Raw genomic sequence first — 15,340 nt, 5'->3', positions numbered from 1 at the left:
AGCCGTACGGAATGTTGAACCCGAAAGGGTTGGACCCAAAGGGATGGACCATGACGCAGGCCGACTCCGGACGCGGGTGGCACGGTGATCAGCTGGACCTCGATGCCTACCTGGCCCGTATCGGGTACGAGGGGGAGCGGGCGCCGACGCTGAAGGTGCTGCGGGGGCTGCAGCGGGCGCACGTCACGTCGATCCCGTTCGAGAACGTCAACGCCGTGCTGGGCGTGCCCGTGCTGCTGGATCTCGAGTCCGTGCAGGACAAGCTGGTGCGCGGCCGGCGCGGAGGCTACTGCTTCGAGCACGTCGTGCTGTTCGCCGCCGCGCTCGAGCGGCTCGGGTTCACGTTCACCGGGCTGATAGGCCGGGTGACGATGGGTGCGCGGAAGGTGCTGCCGGCCACACACGCCCTGCTGGCGGTCACGGCCGCGGACGACGACCGGCTGTGGCTGTGCGATGTGGGATTCGGCGCCGGGCCGCTGGGACCGGTCGAGATCGCCGACGGGGTGGAAGCCGACCTCGACGGATGGCGGTTCCGGATGGAGCGGCGGGACGGCACGTTCGGCATCGACGACTGGTGGCTCCACCAGTACCGGGCGGACGGCTGGGAGGACCGGCACACGTTCACGCTGCGACCGGCGTACCCGATCGACTACGTGGTGGCCAGCCACTACGTCGGCACGCACGCGCGCTCGCCGTTCGTGAAGCGCCTGTTCGCCCAGAAGTTCAGCACCACACGGCACCACCGGCTCGACGCCACGACGTGGACCACGTTCCGGCCCGACGGTTCGTCGACCGAGCGGAAGGTGGAACCCGACGAGCTGGGGCGGGTGCTGGATGAGACGTTCGGAATCGTGCTCGGCACGGAGGAGCTCGCACGGCTGCGCGAGGAAGGGCTCGACTCGGACTGACCCGGGAGAGCCGGGACCCCTACTTCCTGGGGAAGCTCACCTCCACTCGGCGGTTCTTGCGCCGGCCGTCCTCCGTGGCGTTGTCGGCGATCGGGTACTGCTCGCCGTAGCCGCGGATCTCGTACTGGATCGTGGCCGAGCCCAGGTCCTTGGCCAGCTCGCGCTGGACCATGTTGGCGCGCTCCTTGCTGAGGGAGACGCCGTGGTCGGCGTCGCCGAGGTTGTCCGTGAAGCCGAAGACGCGCAGGGCGGTGGCCTTCTGCTTCTTCACCTCGTCCGCGATCGCGCGGATGCGGGCGCGGGCCGCGTCGCCCAGGTCGGCGCTGTCCTTGTCGAAGATGACCTCCGCCTGGAGGGCGAAGGTGACGTCGACGTTGGTGTCCTCGCGGCGCTCGCCGCCGTCGTCCGTCTCCACGACCGACTTGATGTCGAGGACGCGCCCCGGGGCGAGCTTCCTGCCCGGCCGGAGCTTGAGGCCCGGGGCCGTGGGGTCGAGTCTCACCGGCGGGGTGGTGTTCGCCTGGCGGCCGGGGCCCGCGTCCGCGTACGCGTTCACCGCCGCCGGGCCCGGCATCGTGACAGCGAAAGCCAGCGTCACCGCCAGGAATGTCCCCAAGGGAATCGCTGCCGGAGTCACGCCGCTCACCCCGCTCACCCCGAGATCCTGATCCGCACGGACGGCATCGCCGGCAGCTGGAAGTCCACGTCCGTGACGGACGCGGGCGGCGCCGGGAACTGGGCGAAGACGGGACGGCTCTCACCGGGACGGATGTTGACGAGGCCCGTGGTGCACAGGCACTCGCCGTCCGTGTCGCGCAGGACCAGATACCGCTTCTTCCCCGCCGAGTCGATCAGCGAGGCGCCCGAGACCGAGGACTGCGACTTCATCTCCGTCTCCTTCGAACGCCAGGTCAGCGGCGTGTACGGCTTGCTGCCCCGGTTGGCGACCGTGCCGTTGACGGTGACGAAGCCGCCCTTGTCGCGGACGGCCGACGTGAGGGTGACGACCACGCCGTCCGGGCCCTTGATCTCGCCCAGCTTCGCGCCGCCCGACGACGACGCGGGCTCCTCCGACGACTTCGGCCCGGTGTCGGCGCCGGAGCCTCTCGCCGCGTTCAGGTCGATCGTCTTCTTTCCGTCATCGTTCCCCTCACCTCCGCAGCCCGCCAGGGCTAGGGATATGACGACCACAAGGGCCGCACCTGCGATACGAGAGCTCATGGTGCCGTTCCTTCACTGGTCGGACGGACGGTGGGATCACTCTGCGAGGCGTACGGCGAACAGGTCCGTCGCCTTCACCGTCGCCTCGGGACGCCTGGGGTCGATCACCAGCACCTTCCCGCCGTCGCAGGTGAGGTCGATGACCGGAGGAGGGGACGGGGAGGGGCTCGGGGATGGGGATGTCGTGGGTGCGGATGTGGGCGTAGGGGCGGGTGTCGGTGTGGGGGGTGCCGGACGGGCGTCGCAGCGCGGGGTCACCGTCGCCTTCGCCGTCGCCGTCGCGCGCTTGTCGCCCGTACCGGGGACGACGGACTCCCCCACCGTCCGCTCCGACGTGACCGTCACCGTGAACGAACCCGGCTCACCGCCAGGGTCGCAAGTGATCGTCGGCTGGGCGCCGTTCAGCCGTGCGTAGGACTCCGCCGCCTCGCAGGCCCGGCCGTCCCGGCCGCCCCGGCCCGCCAGCCAGTCGACCCAGCCACCGGTGCCCCCCGCGCCGCCCGTGCCGACCGCCAGCAGGAAGCCCGTACGGAGCTGGTCGCGGTAGTCCTGGGCGGCGGCCAGGGCGGCCGCGTCGGCGGCGGTCTGGGCGGCGTTCTTGACGGCGCCCGCCCGGCCGACGGCGAAGAAGGCGAGCGCGAGGAAGAGCAGGGCCGCCACGGCCGTGATGTACAGCGGGAACGCCTGCCCCGCGTCGCCGCCGTGGAACCGCCGCTCGGCCGGCCGGTTCAGCCGGTGATGCGGCTGATCTGGTTGGTGATCGCCGTCGCGATCATCGTGCCGAAGTCCGTCGTCGTCAGGACGAGGATGATGGCGACGACCACGGCGATGATGCCCAGGTACTCGACCGAGGTCTGCCCCCGGTCCCGGTCCCGGGTCCAGTTCCAGTCGTCTGCCGACAGTCGCTGGATTACCTTGAGCCTCATGTTCTCCTCCTAGGGAGATCTCCGTACGGACCGTACGGTCCCGTTCCCTTCCCTCACCGGGAAGTTGGGACACCATCTGTCTCACCCCCGTTCGGCGGCGATGCCCTCGGACGTCGACGCCGACGACTGTCCCACATCCGATTGCAGGCGCGAAGGCCCTTCACGCTCTTCCCTCAACTCCCCCAACGGATGGACCGGGTGGTCCCCGGCGGGCTCGGAGCAGGGGGCGGCGTGGTGCGGGGATATGTGTATGTGCTGCGAGGCGTGCGTCATGGCGGTGGTTCTCCTCTCACAGGTGGTGATCACCAGTTGGCCCTCACTCCCCCGTGATGGAGCCGAAATCCGTGCCCGAGCCCAGGAAGAACCCCGCGATCAGCAGGATCACCGTGCCCGGGACCATGAACGTCGTGATGACCATCGTCGCCTTGGGCACCGCCCTGGCCGCTCGCCGCCGGGCCAGCTGGGCGTCCGTGCGGCGCATGTCCTTGGCGATGCCGATCAGGGTGTCGGCGATGGGCGTGCCCAGTTCCTCGCCCTGCTGGAGGGCGGTGACGAACTGGGCGACCTGCTCGGAGTCATTGCGCTTGCGCAGCTCGTCGAAGGCCTGGCGGCGGGCGACGCCCATGTCCAGCTGACGCAGCACGATCCGCAGCTCGTCCGCCCACGGGCCCTCGTAGTGCTCGGCCACCCGGTCGAGCGCCTGCCGGAAGCTCAGCCCGGCGCTCACGACGACGGCGAGGACGTCGAGGAAGTCCGGCAGGGTCCGTTCGATGGCGGCCCGGCGCTCCCGCACGGCGGCCCTGATGCCGACCTCGATCCAGAACAGGCCGAAGGCGACCATCAGCACGGCGAGCAAGGGCTGGCCCTTGGCCAGCATCACCAGCGCCCCGACGAAGCCGAGCGCGCCGTAGACGGCCCGGCGGGCCGCGTAGCGGTCGACGGTCAGGCCGGCCGGGTTGCCGGCGCGGTCGATGCGGCGCCGTACGGCCGCGACGCGCTTCTCCCCCATCAGGCGGAGCACCAGCGGCGCGTGGCGCATGCCGAGCCGGTCGACGGCCGAGCCGACGGCCGTGGTGCGCGTGGAGCCGACTTCGAGGGCCAGGACGAGGTCCGGCGGCAGCCTGGCCTCGCTGCGGACGAGCGCGATGCCGTAGCAGGCGCCCACGACGGACACGCCGGCCAGCAGCGCCAGCAGGATTCCCACGCCGTTCATCTCCCCACGTCCCGAGTCCCCACGTCCCGGGCCCGGCTCATACGTCGATCCTCGACATCCGGCGGATGAGGAAGAACCCCACCCCGTAGAGGCAGAAGGCCGCCACGACCGCGGCCTGCCCCAGCCAGCTTCCCGTCATCCTGTCCAGCGATCCCGGTGCGATGCGGTCCATCAGCAGCAGCGTCCCGATGCCCATCAGCGGTACGACGTAGGCCGTGACCGTCACTTGCGAGAGCTGCGTCCGCACCTCGCGCCGGGTCTCCTTGCGCTCTTCGAGGGTGGTGGTGAGATTGCGCAGGGAGCTGACGACCGTGCCGCCCGCGCGATGGGAGAGGACGAGCGTGGTCACGAGCACCACCAGTTCGCGGGAGGGCAGCCGCCGGGCGAGCTCGCCCAGGGCGTCGTCGACGGAGTGGCCGACGGCGAGCCCGTCGGCGACCTTGGCGAGCTCCTCGCCCGCCGGGGCCTCCATCTCCTCGGCCGCCATGCCGAGGGCCGTGCGGAGGGCGAGCCCGGCCTGGGTGGCGTTGGCGAGGATCCGGGAGAGCTCGGGAAGCTGGTTGATGAACTTCTCGGTGCGTTTGCGCCGCTGCCACACCAGGAACGCGTGGGAGGACCAGACGGCGACGGCGGCCGCCAACGGCCCGAAGAACGGCGCGAGGAGCAGCGCGGCGGCGATCCACAGCGCGGCCGCCGCGCCGATCGCCGCGGCGGTGAACTCGCCCACGGTGATGTCCAGTCCGGTCGCCGCGATCTCCCACTCCAGCCGTCGGCCGGGGCGGGTGGCCCTCAGCCACCGGTCCAGGCGCCGGAAGGGCCGGGCGGGGCCGGCGGGGGGTGGGGCGGGGGCGTCGGAGAGCCGGTCGACGAGCGCCTGGTGGCGGTCCCTGCCGGTGACGTACGTCCGTACGCCCGCGACGGCCAGCGTCCCGCACAGCGCGGTGGCGCCGACGGTCAGCAGCGCGAGCTCGTCCAGGTGGTCCATGTCCGCTTCCTCGACTACCTATTCCCTCTGATGCCTTGCCGGCTCTGTCCGGTTCCTGTTCCCGCTCCGGTTCCTGTTCCGGTCCCCATTCCTGCTCCCCGGACGGTGAGTTCCTGGGGGAACGCGGCGACGCCGAAGGCCGGTGGGACGGGCTCGTTCGCGAGCCGTAGCCGCTCGGCGGCGCGTTCGGGGAGCGGGAAGTGCGTGAACGCGCCGCGTACGACGCGGTCGGCGCCGATGGGCTCGGCGTCGAAGCGGGCGACGGTGACGAGGCGGTGGTCGCCACGCCCGTCGGTCCCGTACCCGTCCGTGGACGCGGTCAGCAGGGCGATCTCCGCGATGCGGCGCGTGCCGTCCGCGTGGCGGACGAGCTGCACCAGACAGTCCACGGCGCTGTCGATCTGGTCGCGCAGCGCCTCGTAGGGGATCTTGACCTCGGACATCGACGCCAGCGTGCGCAGCCGCATCAGCGCGTCCTCGGCGCTGTTGGCGTGGACGGTCGCGAGGGAGCCGTCGTGGCCGGTGGACATGGCCTGGAGCATGTCGAGGGTCTCCCCGCCGCGCACCTCGCCGACGATGATGCGGTCGGGGCGCATGCGCAGGGAGTTGCGGACGAGGTCGCGGATGGTGATCCGGCCCTTCCCCTCGACGTTCGGGGGGCGGGACTCCAGGCGGATGACGTGCCGCTGTTGCAGTTGCAGTTCGGCGGCGTCCTCGACGGTGATGATGCGTTCGCCGTCCGGGATGAGGCCGGAGAGGGCGTTGAGGAGCGTCGTCTTGCCGGCGCCGGTCGGCCCGGAGACGACCACGTTGAACTTCGCCCGGACGAGCGCGGCGAGCAGCATCAGCATGGGCTCGTCCAGCGTGCCCATCGCGATCAGCTCCTGGAGGGTGTACGCGCGGGGGAAGCGGCGGATGGTGAGGGTGGCGCCGTTCAGCGCGAGCGGCGGGATGATGACGTTGACGCGCTCCCCGGTGGGGAGCCGGGCGTCGACCATCGGATTCGACTCGTCCACGCGGCGGTTGACGGTGGACACGATCCGCTCGATCGTCTGCATCAGCTGCTCGTGGGAGGCGAACCGTACGGGGACGGGCTCGACGCGGCCGGCGCGCTCGACGAAGACCTGGTCGGGGCCGTTGACCATGATCTCGGTGATGGACGGGTCCTCCAGGAGCGGCTCCAGCACGCCCAGGCCGAGGGCCTCGTCGACGACCCTGCGGATCAGGCTGTCGCGTTCGGCGGTCGACAGGACGGGGCCCTCGCGGCTGATGATGTGGCCGAGCACGCGCTCCAGGCGCGAGCGGCGCTCGTCGGCGGCGAGCGCGGACATCTCGGCGAGGTCGATCTCCTCCAGCAGCTTGGCCCGGTAGACGGGGACGAGATGGCCGGGCTCCCGGCCGTCGGGGCGGGCCTCGGGGGTGGCGGTGATGCGGGCGCGGAGGCTCATGGGGCGGTCCTCGCCAGGGGACAGGCCATGGTGGCGCTGCGGGTGACGGTGAAGCCGGTGCCGGGGAGGAGGGGCGGGACGTCGACGGTCACGGTGGCCGTCGCCCGGTCCTCGCCGGGGGCGCAGGAGGTGGCGTCGACGTCCGCCCTGGCCGCGACCCAGGGGCTCACGGCCGCGCGGGCGGCTGCCGCCGGGGCGGTCTTCGGGGTGTCGACGGTGGCGGTGCGGGCGGCCGCGCGGGCGGCGGTGCCGGCTTGCTGGGTGGCGTAGGCGGCTATGCCCAGGTAGGCGGCGGCCAGGGCGAGGCTGAGGAGGAGGGGGAGGAAGCCGAGGAACTCGATGGAGGCCGATCCTTCGTCCGGGGAGTGGTTTTCTCCCCGGACCCGCCCCTTCCCGTTTCTTCCAGGGGCTCCGCCCCCGGACCCCCGCTCATCGAACGCCGGAGGGGCTGGATTCATCAGTCCTCCCTCGCCACGCCCGCCGTGCTTTCCACCGTCCATGGCCAGTCGGCGGCGCCCGGGAAGAGGAGCGGGACCTTCACGCGGACGCTCGCGCTGTAGACCCCGGCCGCCGGGCCCGGTCCGCAGGACGGTTCCGTGTGCCAGGACTTCGGCATGTCCGCGCGGGCCGCCGCCGCGCAGTCGCGGCCGACGACGCCCGCGCGGGCGCCCTTGTCGGCGGCGTGCCCGGCCAGGGAGTAGCTGTAGCCGACCAGGACGCACTGCCAGACGACGGCCAGCGCGACGAGGATCAGCGGCAGGATCCCCACGAACTCGACCGCGACCTGACCCCGGTCGCCGAAACGGTCTCCGAAGCGGTCGCCGGAACGGTCGCGGCGCCGGAAGCGGCCGCCGGCCGGGGGGACCGGGGAGAGCTGCTCCGGGCCCGTGCCCGGGCCCGGGCCCGTGCCCCCGCCGGTGGGGGTCGTGGCAGCGCCGCCCTCTATGGCACGGCGCCTCCGCAGGCCGCCCAGCGCTGCCGGGCGTTCGGCGGCGCCCGTCCGGGCCGGGGACGTGGCCAGGCCCAGTTCGCCGGCCAGGGTCCACAGGGCCTGGCGGACGCCGGAGCGGGCGTCGAGGTCCTGCATCCGGCCGGAGTCCACGGCGCCCTGGAGCTCCTTGTAGCCGGCCGGGATGGTCGTACGGGCGGCGCGGGTGCCGGTGGAGCGGGCGATGAGGGGCGGCTGGATCTCCGCGTTGCGGGTGTGGCGGTTGACCACGGTGGTCGTCTCCTCGGCCGTACGGATCTGAAGCCGTTCCCAGAGCCGGACCATGCGCTTGGCCGCCCTGACGGACACCACGTCCGGTGTGGTGACCAGTAACGCCAGGTCGGCCGCCTCGATGACGGCCGCGCCCGCCGCGGTGATCTGGGTGCCGCAGTCGGCGACGACGAGGTCGTACCGGCCGCGCAGGGCGGCGGTGATCTGCCGGGCGGCGGGTTCGCCGACGTCCTCGCCGCGTTCGCCCTCGGCCGGGGCGAGGAGCAGGCCGAGGCCGGTGGGGTGGGGGAAGACGGCGTCCGCCAGGACGCGCGGGGTGATGTCGCTGATACCGGCGAGGTCGGCGATGGACCGGCGGAACTGGACGTCGAGGTAGGAGGCGACGTCGCCGGACTGGAGGTCCAGGTCGGCGAGGGCGACGGCCCGGCCGGCGGCGGAGGCGGCCAGGGCGAGCTGGACGGCGGTGACGGTCGTGCCGACGCCGCCCTTGGCGCCGACGACGGCGACGAGCGTGCCGCCCGCCCGGTCGGAGGCGGCGCTTCCGTCAGCGGTTCCCTCGGCCGCCGCGCCGAGATGACGGCGGACCCCGCCGGCCCAGTGCGCGGCGGCCTGGACGCGGGCGCCCAGTTCCTCGTAGGTCGGCGGCAGTATGGCGAGGCCGCGCGCGCCGACGTCCATGGCGGCGGCGTAGAGGGCGGGCCCGGCGTCCGCCGACATGAGGATCACGCCGGTGGCGGGGAAGCGCAGGGCGATCTCGCGGACGATTTCGAGGGCGGGCGCGGGCCCGAGGCGTTCGTGCACGAGGACGACCTCGGGCAGGTGGGCGATACCGCCCGCGCCCAGCGCGGCGAGCGCCTCCAGCAGGCGGGCGGAGTCGCCGACGCCGGGCAGGACCGCCACGCCGGGAAGTCCGGCGAGCACTCCGGCGACGGCACGGGCGGTGCCGGGGTCGCCGACGGCCGGGAGGATTCTGATCGTCACCGGGAGCCTGCCTCCTCCATCCACACTCGGGTCCTCGAATCCTCGGGTCCGGCTACTTGTCACCGTCGAGGGTGTACGTGCGGTCGCCGCCGCCGACGGGTTCCTGGCTGCCGGGGGCGACGAGGGCGAGCCGGACGTGCGAGGCGAACGACTCGGCGTAGGCGACGCGCTGGGCGTCCTTGGTGTCCAGGGCGAAGGTGATCGGCACGGCCTCGCCCGCCTGCCGGGTGGTGGCGGCGGACCGGCTGTCGCCGTCCCGTTTGAAGGGCGTGAGCTTGCCGACGTCGATGACCTGGGCGCCGCTGACGATCACCTTGGAGACGGGCTTGGCGCCCTGTTCCTTGGCGTCGAAGGTGGCGTAGATGTTGACCCGCGCGCCCGGCTGGATCTTGCCGGCGACGCCCGTGGCCGCGTCGATCATGATGGCGATCTCCTGCTTGCCGGGGGCGAGGGCGGGCCGGGCGACGATCATGTCGCTCTGGAGCAGCGAGCCCTTCCGCAGCGGGGTGACGGCGATCTTGCCGTGGACGGCGGAGAGGTCGGTGACGGCGGTGACGGGGAGCCAGCGCCTGGGCATGGAGATCTTCTCGAACTCGTCCGTGTCCAGGTCGCGGTAGGCGGGGATGTCGGTCTTCAGCCGGTACGCGGTGATCTCGGGTCCGGTCTTCGACTCGGCGTCGTGGATGACCGAGAACACCCCGGCGAACGCGCCGACGGCGCAGAGGGCCGACAGGAGCAGCAGGACGATGCCGCGTCGCTGGCGTGAATTCATGGGGTGACGAACCTCGTTCGGACCGGGGTCGGGGGCGGGACGGGCATCTGGACGAGCGTCGGGACGGGCATCGGGGCGGGCATCGGACGGTCGCGCCCGCTCAGCGGCCGCTCGTCGCCGGGGCGGCGTGGCGGGCGCCGGGCCCCCGGGCGGCGGGCGGGCCGAGGGCGTGGGAGTGGGCGGTGCGGTCGCCGGTCGCGCCGGGCTCGCCCGTCGCGGCGTCCGCGCGCGGCACGGGCGCGGAGCAGAAACCGCAGCGGTCACCGATGAGTTCGAGGCCGCACCAGCGGCACTCCTCACGGCGCACGGAGGTGACGAGCTGGTAGAGCACGGACGGGTCGGGGATGGCGGCCGCGAACTCGACGGCCCGCCGGTTCCCCCACCAGCGCCGGGAGTCGGCGGGCAGCGGGAGGATCTCCTGGACGCCCTGGACGCGCCAGCCCGGGGCGAGGGTGTCGGTGACCCAGTCCTCGCCGGTGGCGGAGCGGGGGCGGGAGCGGGCGACGGTCAGCCGGGTGGCGAAGCCGGGGCCGTCGGGGGTCTCGCCGGGCCCGGTGCGCAGCAGTCTGCGGGCGGGGTTGACGAGGACGCCGAAGCGGGTGCCGGGGACGAGGGAGCTGACGTGCGCGCCGATGCCCACGTCCACGCGGTCGCAGCGGGCGACGGAGGACAGCTGGGCGCCCGCGTAGATGTAGTGGGTGAGCAGCCGGGCGGCGGAGGCGAGCACGCCGGGGCTGAGGTCGGAGACCGACAACTGCCGTAACTGCCGGGCCAGGACGCCGACGGCGAGCGGTGGCAGGGCGACGGGCAGCAGGGCGACGCGGTCGCTCTCCAGGACCGAGCGCACGGTGTGCAGCCGGCGGACGTAGGCGGCGGGGAGGGAGTCGGGGTAGAGGACGACGAGGTGCCCGCACTGTTCGAGCAGGAGGGCGGCCTGGGTGACGGCGGTCTCCAGGGGCTGCTCCTCGGGGGGCCGCAGCACGGCGGCCGCCGGGACGGGCCCGCCGGGCGGGGGGAGCACCAGATCGGAACTGGTGACCGCTATCGCAATCGGCACGTCGGCTTCCCCGTTCACTCCGGCCGCGGGGGCTCCGGCGGTCGCAGATCGATACTGCCCAGTGCTGGCGCCTCCGCACTTTATCCACGAATGGAGCGGCTGAGAACAGTTCCTCGATGTTTGCCCCACGGGGTGGTGGCGGTGGTGCCGAAGCCTTGACGAAAGCATTGGTCTGGACCACATTGGCGCCACGGACGGTGGCCACCGTTCCGTATGAACACCCCCCCATCACACCTCATAACAGCGTCAACTTCCTTCCCACCGGAGGCAGTAGTGGAACGCATACCCCGCCATCGGCACCGGCCACGTTCGCCCCGCCCGCCCCTCAGACGCCGACTCGGACGACGCTTCGGTGGCGCCCTCGCCGCCGTCGCGCTCGCGGCCGGCGGCCTCGTGGCCCTGGGCGGTACGAGCGCGGGGGCCGCCCGGGCCGCCGCCCCGGCCGCCGACGGCCCGAATCTCGTCAAGAACCCCGGCTTCGAGTCCGGCCTCTCCTCCTGGAGCTGTACCGGCGGCAGCGGCACGACGGTCGCCTCCCCCGCGCACTCCGGCTCCGCCGCGCTCCGGGCCGCCCCCACCGGCTCGGACACCGCCACGTGTGCGCAGAGCGTGAGCGTGCGGCCCAACTCCTCGTACACGCTGAGCGCGTGGGTGCGGGGCTCGTACGTCTACCTCGGCGCGAGCGGGACGGGCACCACGGACGTGTCGACGTGGACGCCGAACGCGGCCGACTGGCAGCAGCTCACCACCGGTTTCACAACCGGAGCGAACACCACCTCCGTCACGGTGTTCACCCATGGGTGGTACGGGCAGCCCGCCTTCTTCGCCGACGACTTCACCCTCACGGGTCCCGGCGGCGGCGACCCGGGCGATCCCGGCGGCCGGGTGCCCGACGCGCCGGTCGGGCTGACGGCGGGCGCTGTCACCGCGTCGTCCGTGGCCCTGACCTGGCAGGCCGTGCCCGGCGCGACCGGCTACACCGTCTATCGGGACGGCGCCAGGGCACTGTCGACGACCGCCACGTCCGCCACCGTCACCGGGCTGGCGGCGGCCACCTCGTACCGCTTCCAGGTGACGGCATCCAACGCCGCCGGCGAGTCGGCCGCCTCGGCGGCCGTCACCGCCACGACGGCCGGGGGCGGGGGCGGCACCCCGGGCGTGCCCCGGCACGCGGTGACCGGCTACTGGCAGAACTTCGACAACGGCGCCACCGTCCAGAAGATCGCCGACGTCCCGGCCACGTACGACATCATCGCCGTCGCCTTCGCGGACGCGACGACCACACCCGGGGCCGTCGACTTCGCCCTCGACCCGGCGTTGAAATACCCGGAGGCGGCGTTTAAAGCGGACATCGCCGCCAAACAGGCGGCGGGAAAGTCCGTCGTCATCTCCGTCGGGGGCGAGCGGGGCGCGGTGAGCGTCAACGACGCGGCGTCCGCGAACAACTTCGCCGACAGCGTGTACGCACTGATGCGGAAATACGGCTTCAACGGCGTCGACATCGACCTGGAGAACGGGCTGAACCCGACGTACATGACGCAGGCGCTGCGCGCGCTGTCGGCGAAGGCGGGCGACAAGCTCGTCATCACGATGGCGCCGCAGACGATCGACATGCAGTCGACGTCCTCGGCCTACTTCAGGACCGCGCTCGACATCAAGGACATCCTGACTGTCGTCAACACGCAGTTCTACAACAGCGGTTCGATGAACGGCTGCGACGGGAACGTGTACGCGCAGGGCTCGGTGGACTTCCTGACCGCGCTGGCGTGCGTCCAGCTGGAGGGCGGGCTGGACCCGTCCCAGGTGGGTCTGGGGGTGCCCGCCTCACCGCGCGGAGCGGGCAGCGGGTACGTGGCGCCGTCCGTGGTCAACGCGGCCCTGGACTGCCTCACCAAGGGGACGGGCTGCGGTTCGTTCAAGCCGCCGCGTACGTACCCGGGGCTGCGGGGCGCGATGACGTGGTCCACGAACTGGGACGCCACGGCGGGCAACGCCTGGTCGGACGCGGTGGGGGCGCACGTCCACGGGTTGCCGTAGGCGAGCGCGCGCCGGGCGGGCTGGGCCTCCCGGCCCGCCCGGCACCGCAGGGGCGAGCCGGTCAGCGGCGGGTCAGCTCCTCCCCCGCCGGCTTCGGGAGCTCGCAGCCCGGCAGGTCGAGGTCGACCTTGTTGCCGGTGCCGACGCACTTGGTGATGCCGTACGTCTGCTCGGCGTAGTTGATGCCCCGGCGGACGGTGACGGTGCCGTTCTCGTCGACCTCGCACGGGTTGTTCATCGTGCAGCGCTCGCCGTTCTCGTTGCCCGTGTTGTTGATGGCGACGACCTTGCCGGAGTTCGCGTCGATGACGGGCGAGCCGGACGTGCCACCTATGGTGTTGCAGGACGGCGTGTAGCGGAGCGAGTCCTTCCAGGTCCAGTCGGCCTCGCGGAGCTGGTGGACGAACCCGTCGACGTTGCAGGAGTAAATGCGCTTCCAGTAGCCGGAGACGACCTTGATGGGCGTGCCGGCGACGGGGTGGTCGCCCGAGAGACGGAGGGCGTCGATGCCGTACTGCTGCTTGATCCGCGCGTAGGTGGTGTTCAGCTCGTAGAGCGTGACGTCGGTGTCCGTCATCGTCGCGTACGAGACCTTGGTGGCCTGCAGCGTGGCAACCTTGCCCGCGGTGGAGTTGAGCAGGCCGAAGGTGCGGCTGGAGGGCTGGTCGACGAGGACCTCGCCGGGGCCGGGCATGCCGGTCTCCAGGCAGTGGCCGTTGGTCATCACGAGGGCGGGGTCGTTGTCCGCCGAGCTCGGCATGCGGATCAGCGAGCCGGAACAGTTGCTCAGCGCCACGGTGCCGGCGAAGTCGACGGCTTTGGTCTTGGCCTTGGCCTGGGCGGCGGCCGGTGCGGCCGGCGCGGCCGTGGCGGGTCCGGCGCCGACGCCGGCGACGGTCGCCCCGGTGAGCAGCAGCGTCGTGAGCGCACCGACGAGAGGTCGTCTCATGGGGGGTGGTCCTCTCCGTTCAGAAGTGCATCCGGTTTTGACGTGTGCATTGTTGGGGCCGTTGTGGGCGCCCGGCAATCAAGCGGTCTGAAGTGGTGGGGAAGTTGGCTTGTTTCCCTCGCACACTTCTCCTTGACCTGCTCATGACATCCCTCGAACACTGGGGAGGATCGACACAGCGAACACCCCCCTCATTCGTCGCACGAACGCCCCTCAGGAGGCCGCATGCGACCCCACACCCCCCGTACCCGCAGGAGCCACGGCCGGTGGGCCGCCGCCACGGGCGCCGCCCTGCTCACCCTGGCCATGGCCGCCCCGGCGTCCTCGCACGGCGCGGACCGCCCGGACCGCTCGAACGGAACCTTCTCGAACGGCACCCGGACGGACGGCACTCACGCGGATGAGATCCGTGCGAACGACACCCGCTCGTACGAGGTCGCCGGGCCGAGAACCGCCGCCCAGCGCACCGCCGTCGCCGCGACCGGCGTCTCGGTCGACGCCGTGCGGAAGGACTCCGTCGTCGTCACCGCCAACGCCGCGCAGGCCGAGCGCATCCGCGCCATGGGCCACCGGGTGACGGCCCTGCCCGGCGCCCCGGACCGCGGCCGCGCCGCCCGGCCGTACGACTTCCCGCCGGCGGACTCGAAGTACCACAACTACGCCCGCGCCATGGCGGAGATCGACGCGGACATCGCCGCGTACCCGTCCCTCATGAGCAAGCAGGTCATCGGCAAGTCCTACGAGGGCCGGGACATCATCGCCGTCAAGGTCACCAACGGCTCGGCAACGACGGACGCCGCCAGGCCCGAGGTCCTCTTCACCCACCACCAGCACGCCCGCGAGCACCTGACCGTCGAGATGGCGCTGTACCTGCTCAAGGAGTTCGGCTCCCAGTACGGCAAGGACGCGCGCGTCACCAAGATGCTCGACAGCCGGGTGATCTGGATCGTGCCCGACGTCAATCCCGACGGCGGCGAATACGACATCGCCACCGGCACCTACCGCGGCTGGCGCAAGAACCGTCAGCCCAACGCCGGTTCGAACTCCCGGGGCACGGACACCAACCGCAACTGGGACTACAAGTGGGGCTGCTGCGGCGGCTCGTCCGGCAGCACCGGCTCGGAGACCTACCGCGGCTCCGGCCCGGAGTCGGCCCCCGAGGTGAAGGTCGTCGCGGACTTCGTCCGCAGCCGCGTCGTCGGCGGCAAGCAGCAGATCAAGGCCGCCATCGACTTCCACACCTACAGCGAGCTGGTGCTCTGGCCGTTCGGCTGGACGCACGACGACACCGCGCCCGGCATGACGCAGGACGACCGCGACGCGTTCGCGACCGTCGGGAAGTCCATGGCCGCGAGCAACGGCTACACGCCGGAGCAGTCCAGCGACCTGTACATCACGGACGGGTCGATCGACGACTGGCTCTGGGGCAACCAGAAGGTCTTCGCCTACACCTTCGAGATGTACCCGGACGCGAGCGGGGCGGGCGGCGGCTTCTACCCGCCGGCGTCGGTCATCGACCGCGAGGTGGCGCGCAACCGGGAGGCGGTGCTCCAGCTCCTGGAGAACGCGGACTGCATGTACCGGTCGATCGGGAAGGAGCAGCAGTACTGCTCGTGAGCGACTG

General features: G+C 72.2%; 15 protein-coding genes. 3 read left to right on the top strand and 12 right to left on the bottom strand.

Features of this window, described 5'->3' with window-relative positions:
* Positions 1 to 50 precede the first annotated feature (50 nt).
* The gene (locus ACX9I7_RS17820; RefSeq protein WP_459387857.1) at positions 51 to 908 is read left to right on the top strand and encodes an arylamine N-acetyltransferase family protein; all 858 of its coding nucleotides are present in this window, start codon (positions 51 to 53) and stop codon (positions 906 to 908) included.
* A 19-nt stretch (positions 909 to 927) separates the two neighbouring features.
* On the opposite strand, the gene ACX9I7_RS17815 is transcribed toward ACX9I7_RS17820, so the two are convergent.
* The 11 genes from ACX9I7_RS17815 to ACX9I7_RS17765 form a co-directional block, all read right to left on the bottom strand.
* Complete coding sequence (locus tag ACX9I7_RS17815; RefSeq protein WP_189451791.1) at positions 928 to 1,482, bottom strand: OmpA family protein; 555 nt, start codon at positions 1,480 to 1,482, stop codon at positions 928 to 930.
* 77 nt (positions 1,483 to 1,559) lie between these two features.
* Complete coding sequence (locus tag ACX9I7_RS17810; protein WP_387566884.1) at positions 1,560 to 2,129, bottom strand: hypothetical protein; 570 nt, start codon at positions 2,127 to 2,129, stop codon at positions 1,560 to 1,562.
* 36 nt (positions 2,130 to 2,165) lie between these two features.
* On the bottom strand, positions 2,166 to 2,861 hold the full coding sequence (locus tag ACX9I7_RS17805; RefSeq protein WP_387567310.1) for a pilus assembly protein TadG-related protein: 696 nt from the start codon (positions 2,859 to 2,861) through the stop codon (positions 2,166 to 2,168).
* Positions 2,858 to 3,055 (bottom strand): Flp family type IVb pilin, encoded by a 198-nt coding sequence (locus ACX9I7_RS17800; protein WP_387566887.1) that lies wholly within the window; start codon positions 3,053 to 3,055, stop codon positions 2,858 to 2,860. Before ACX9I7_RS17800 ends, ACX9I7_RS17805 begins: the two co-directional genes overlap by 4 nt.
* A gap of 316 nt (positions 3,056 to 3,371) precedes the next feature.
* Positions 3,372 to 4,268 carry a DUF5936 domain-containing protein gene (locus ACX9I7_RS17795; RefSeq protein ID WP_387566890.1) on the bottom strand — a complete coding sequence of 299 codons (897 nt, stop codon included), beginning with the start codon at positions 4,266 to 4,268 and terminating at the stop codon, positions 3,372 to 3,374.
* A 37-nt stretch (positions 4,269 to 4,305) separates the two neighbouring features.
* Positions 4,306 to 5,253: a type II secretion system F family protein gene (locus ACX9I7_RS17790; protein ID WP_387566893.1), complete on the bottom strand. Its 948-nt coding sequence runs from the start codon at positions 5,251 to 5,253 to the stop codon at positions 4,306 to 4,308.
* 14 nt (positions 5,254 to 5,267) lie between these two features.
* Complete coding sequence (locus ACX9I7_RS17785) at positions 5,268 to 6,701, bottom strand: CpaF family protein (RefSeq protein WP_459387856.1); 1,434 nt, start codon at positions 6,699 to 6,701, stop codon at positions 5,268 to 5,270.
* Positions 6,698 to 7,159, bottom strand: a complete 462-nt coding sequence (locus ACX9I7_RS17780; protein ID WP_459387855.1) for a TadE/TadG family type IV pilus assembly protein — start codon at positions 7,157 to 7,159, stop codon at positions 6,698 to 6,700. Before ACX9I7_RS17780 ends, ACX9I7_RS17785 begins: the two co-directional genes overlap by 4 nt.
* Entirely contained in the window at positions 7,159 to 8,901 is a 1,743-nt protein-coding gene (locus ACX9I7_RS17775; RefSeq protein ID WP_459387854.1) for a nucleotide-binding protein, read from the bottom strand. Before ACX9I7_RS17775 ends, ACX9I7_RS17780 begins: the two co-directional genes overlap by 1 nt.
* Positions 8,902 to 8,953: 52 nt before the next feature.
* Positions 8,954 to 9,673, bottom strand: a complete 720-nt coding sequence (gene cpaB / locus ACX9I7_RS17770; RefSeq protein ID WP_459387853.1) for a Flp pilus assembly protein CpaB — start codon at positions 9,671 to 9,673, stop codon at positions 8,954 to 8,956.
* Positions 9,674 to 9,773: 100 nt separating this feature from the next.
* The gene (locus ACX9I7_RS17765; protein ID WP_387566908.1) at positions 9,774 to 10,730 is read right to left on the bottom strand and encodes a hypothetical protein; all 957 of its coding nucleotides are present in this window, start codon (positions 10,728 to 10,730) and stop codon (positions 9,774 to 9,776) included.
* A gap of 213 nt (positions 10,731 to 10,943) precedes the next feature.
* Here ACX9I7_RS17765 and ACX9I7_RS17760 point away from each other — a divergent pair, with 213 nt between their 5' ends.
* Complete coding sequence (locus tag ACX9I7_RS17760) at positions 10,944 to 12,767, top strand: chitinase (RefSeq protein WP_459387852.1); 1,824 nt, start codon at positions 10,944 to 10,946, stop codon at positions 12,765 to 12,767.
* Positions 12,768 to 12,828: 61 nt separating this feature from the next.
* On the opposite strand, the gene ACX9I7_RS17755 is transcribed toward ACX9I7_RS17760, so the two are convergent.
* Positions 12,829 to 13,716: a trypsin-like serine peptidase gene (locus tag ACX9I7_RS17755; protein ID WP_459387851.1), complete on the bottom strand. Its 888-nt coding sequence runs from the start codon at positions 13,714 to 13,716 to the stop codon at positions 12,829 to 12,831.
* A gap of 225 nt (positions 13,717 to 13,941) precedes the next feature.
* Here ACX9I7_RS17755 and ACX9I7_RS17750 point away from each other — a divergent pair, with 225 nt between their 5' ends.
* Entirely contained in the window at positions 13,942 to 15,333 is a 1,392-nt protein-coding gene (locus tag ACX9I7_RS17750) for a M14 family metallopeptidase (protein WP_387566916.1), read from the top strand.
* Positions 15,334 to 15,340 lie beyond the last annotated feature (7 nt).

The organism is Streptomyces sp. L500, from assembly GCF_054551825.1.
This window is presented reverse-complemented; position numbering and strand designations above follow the sequence as displayed.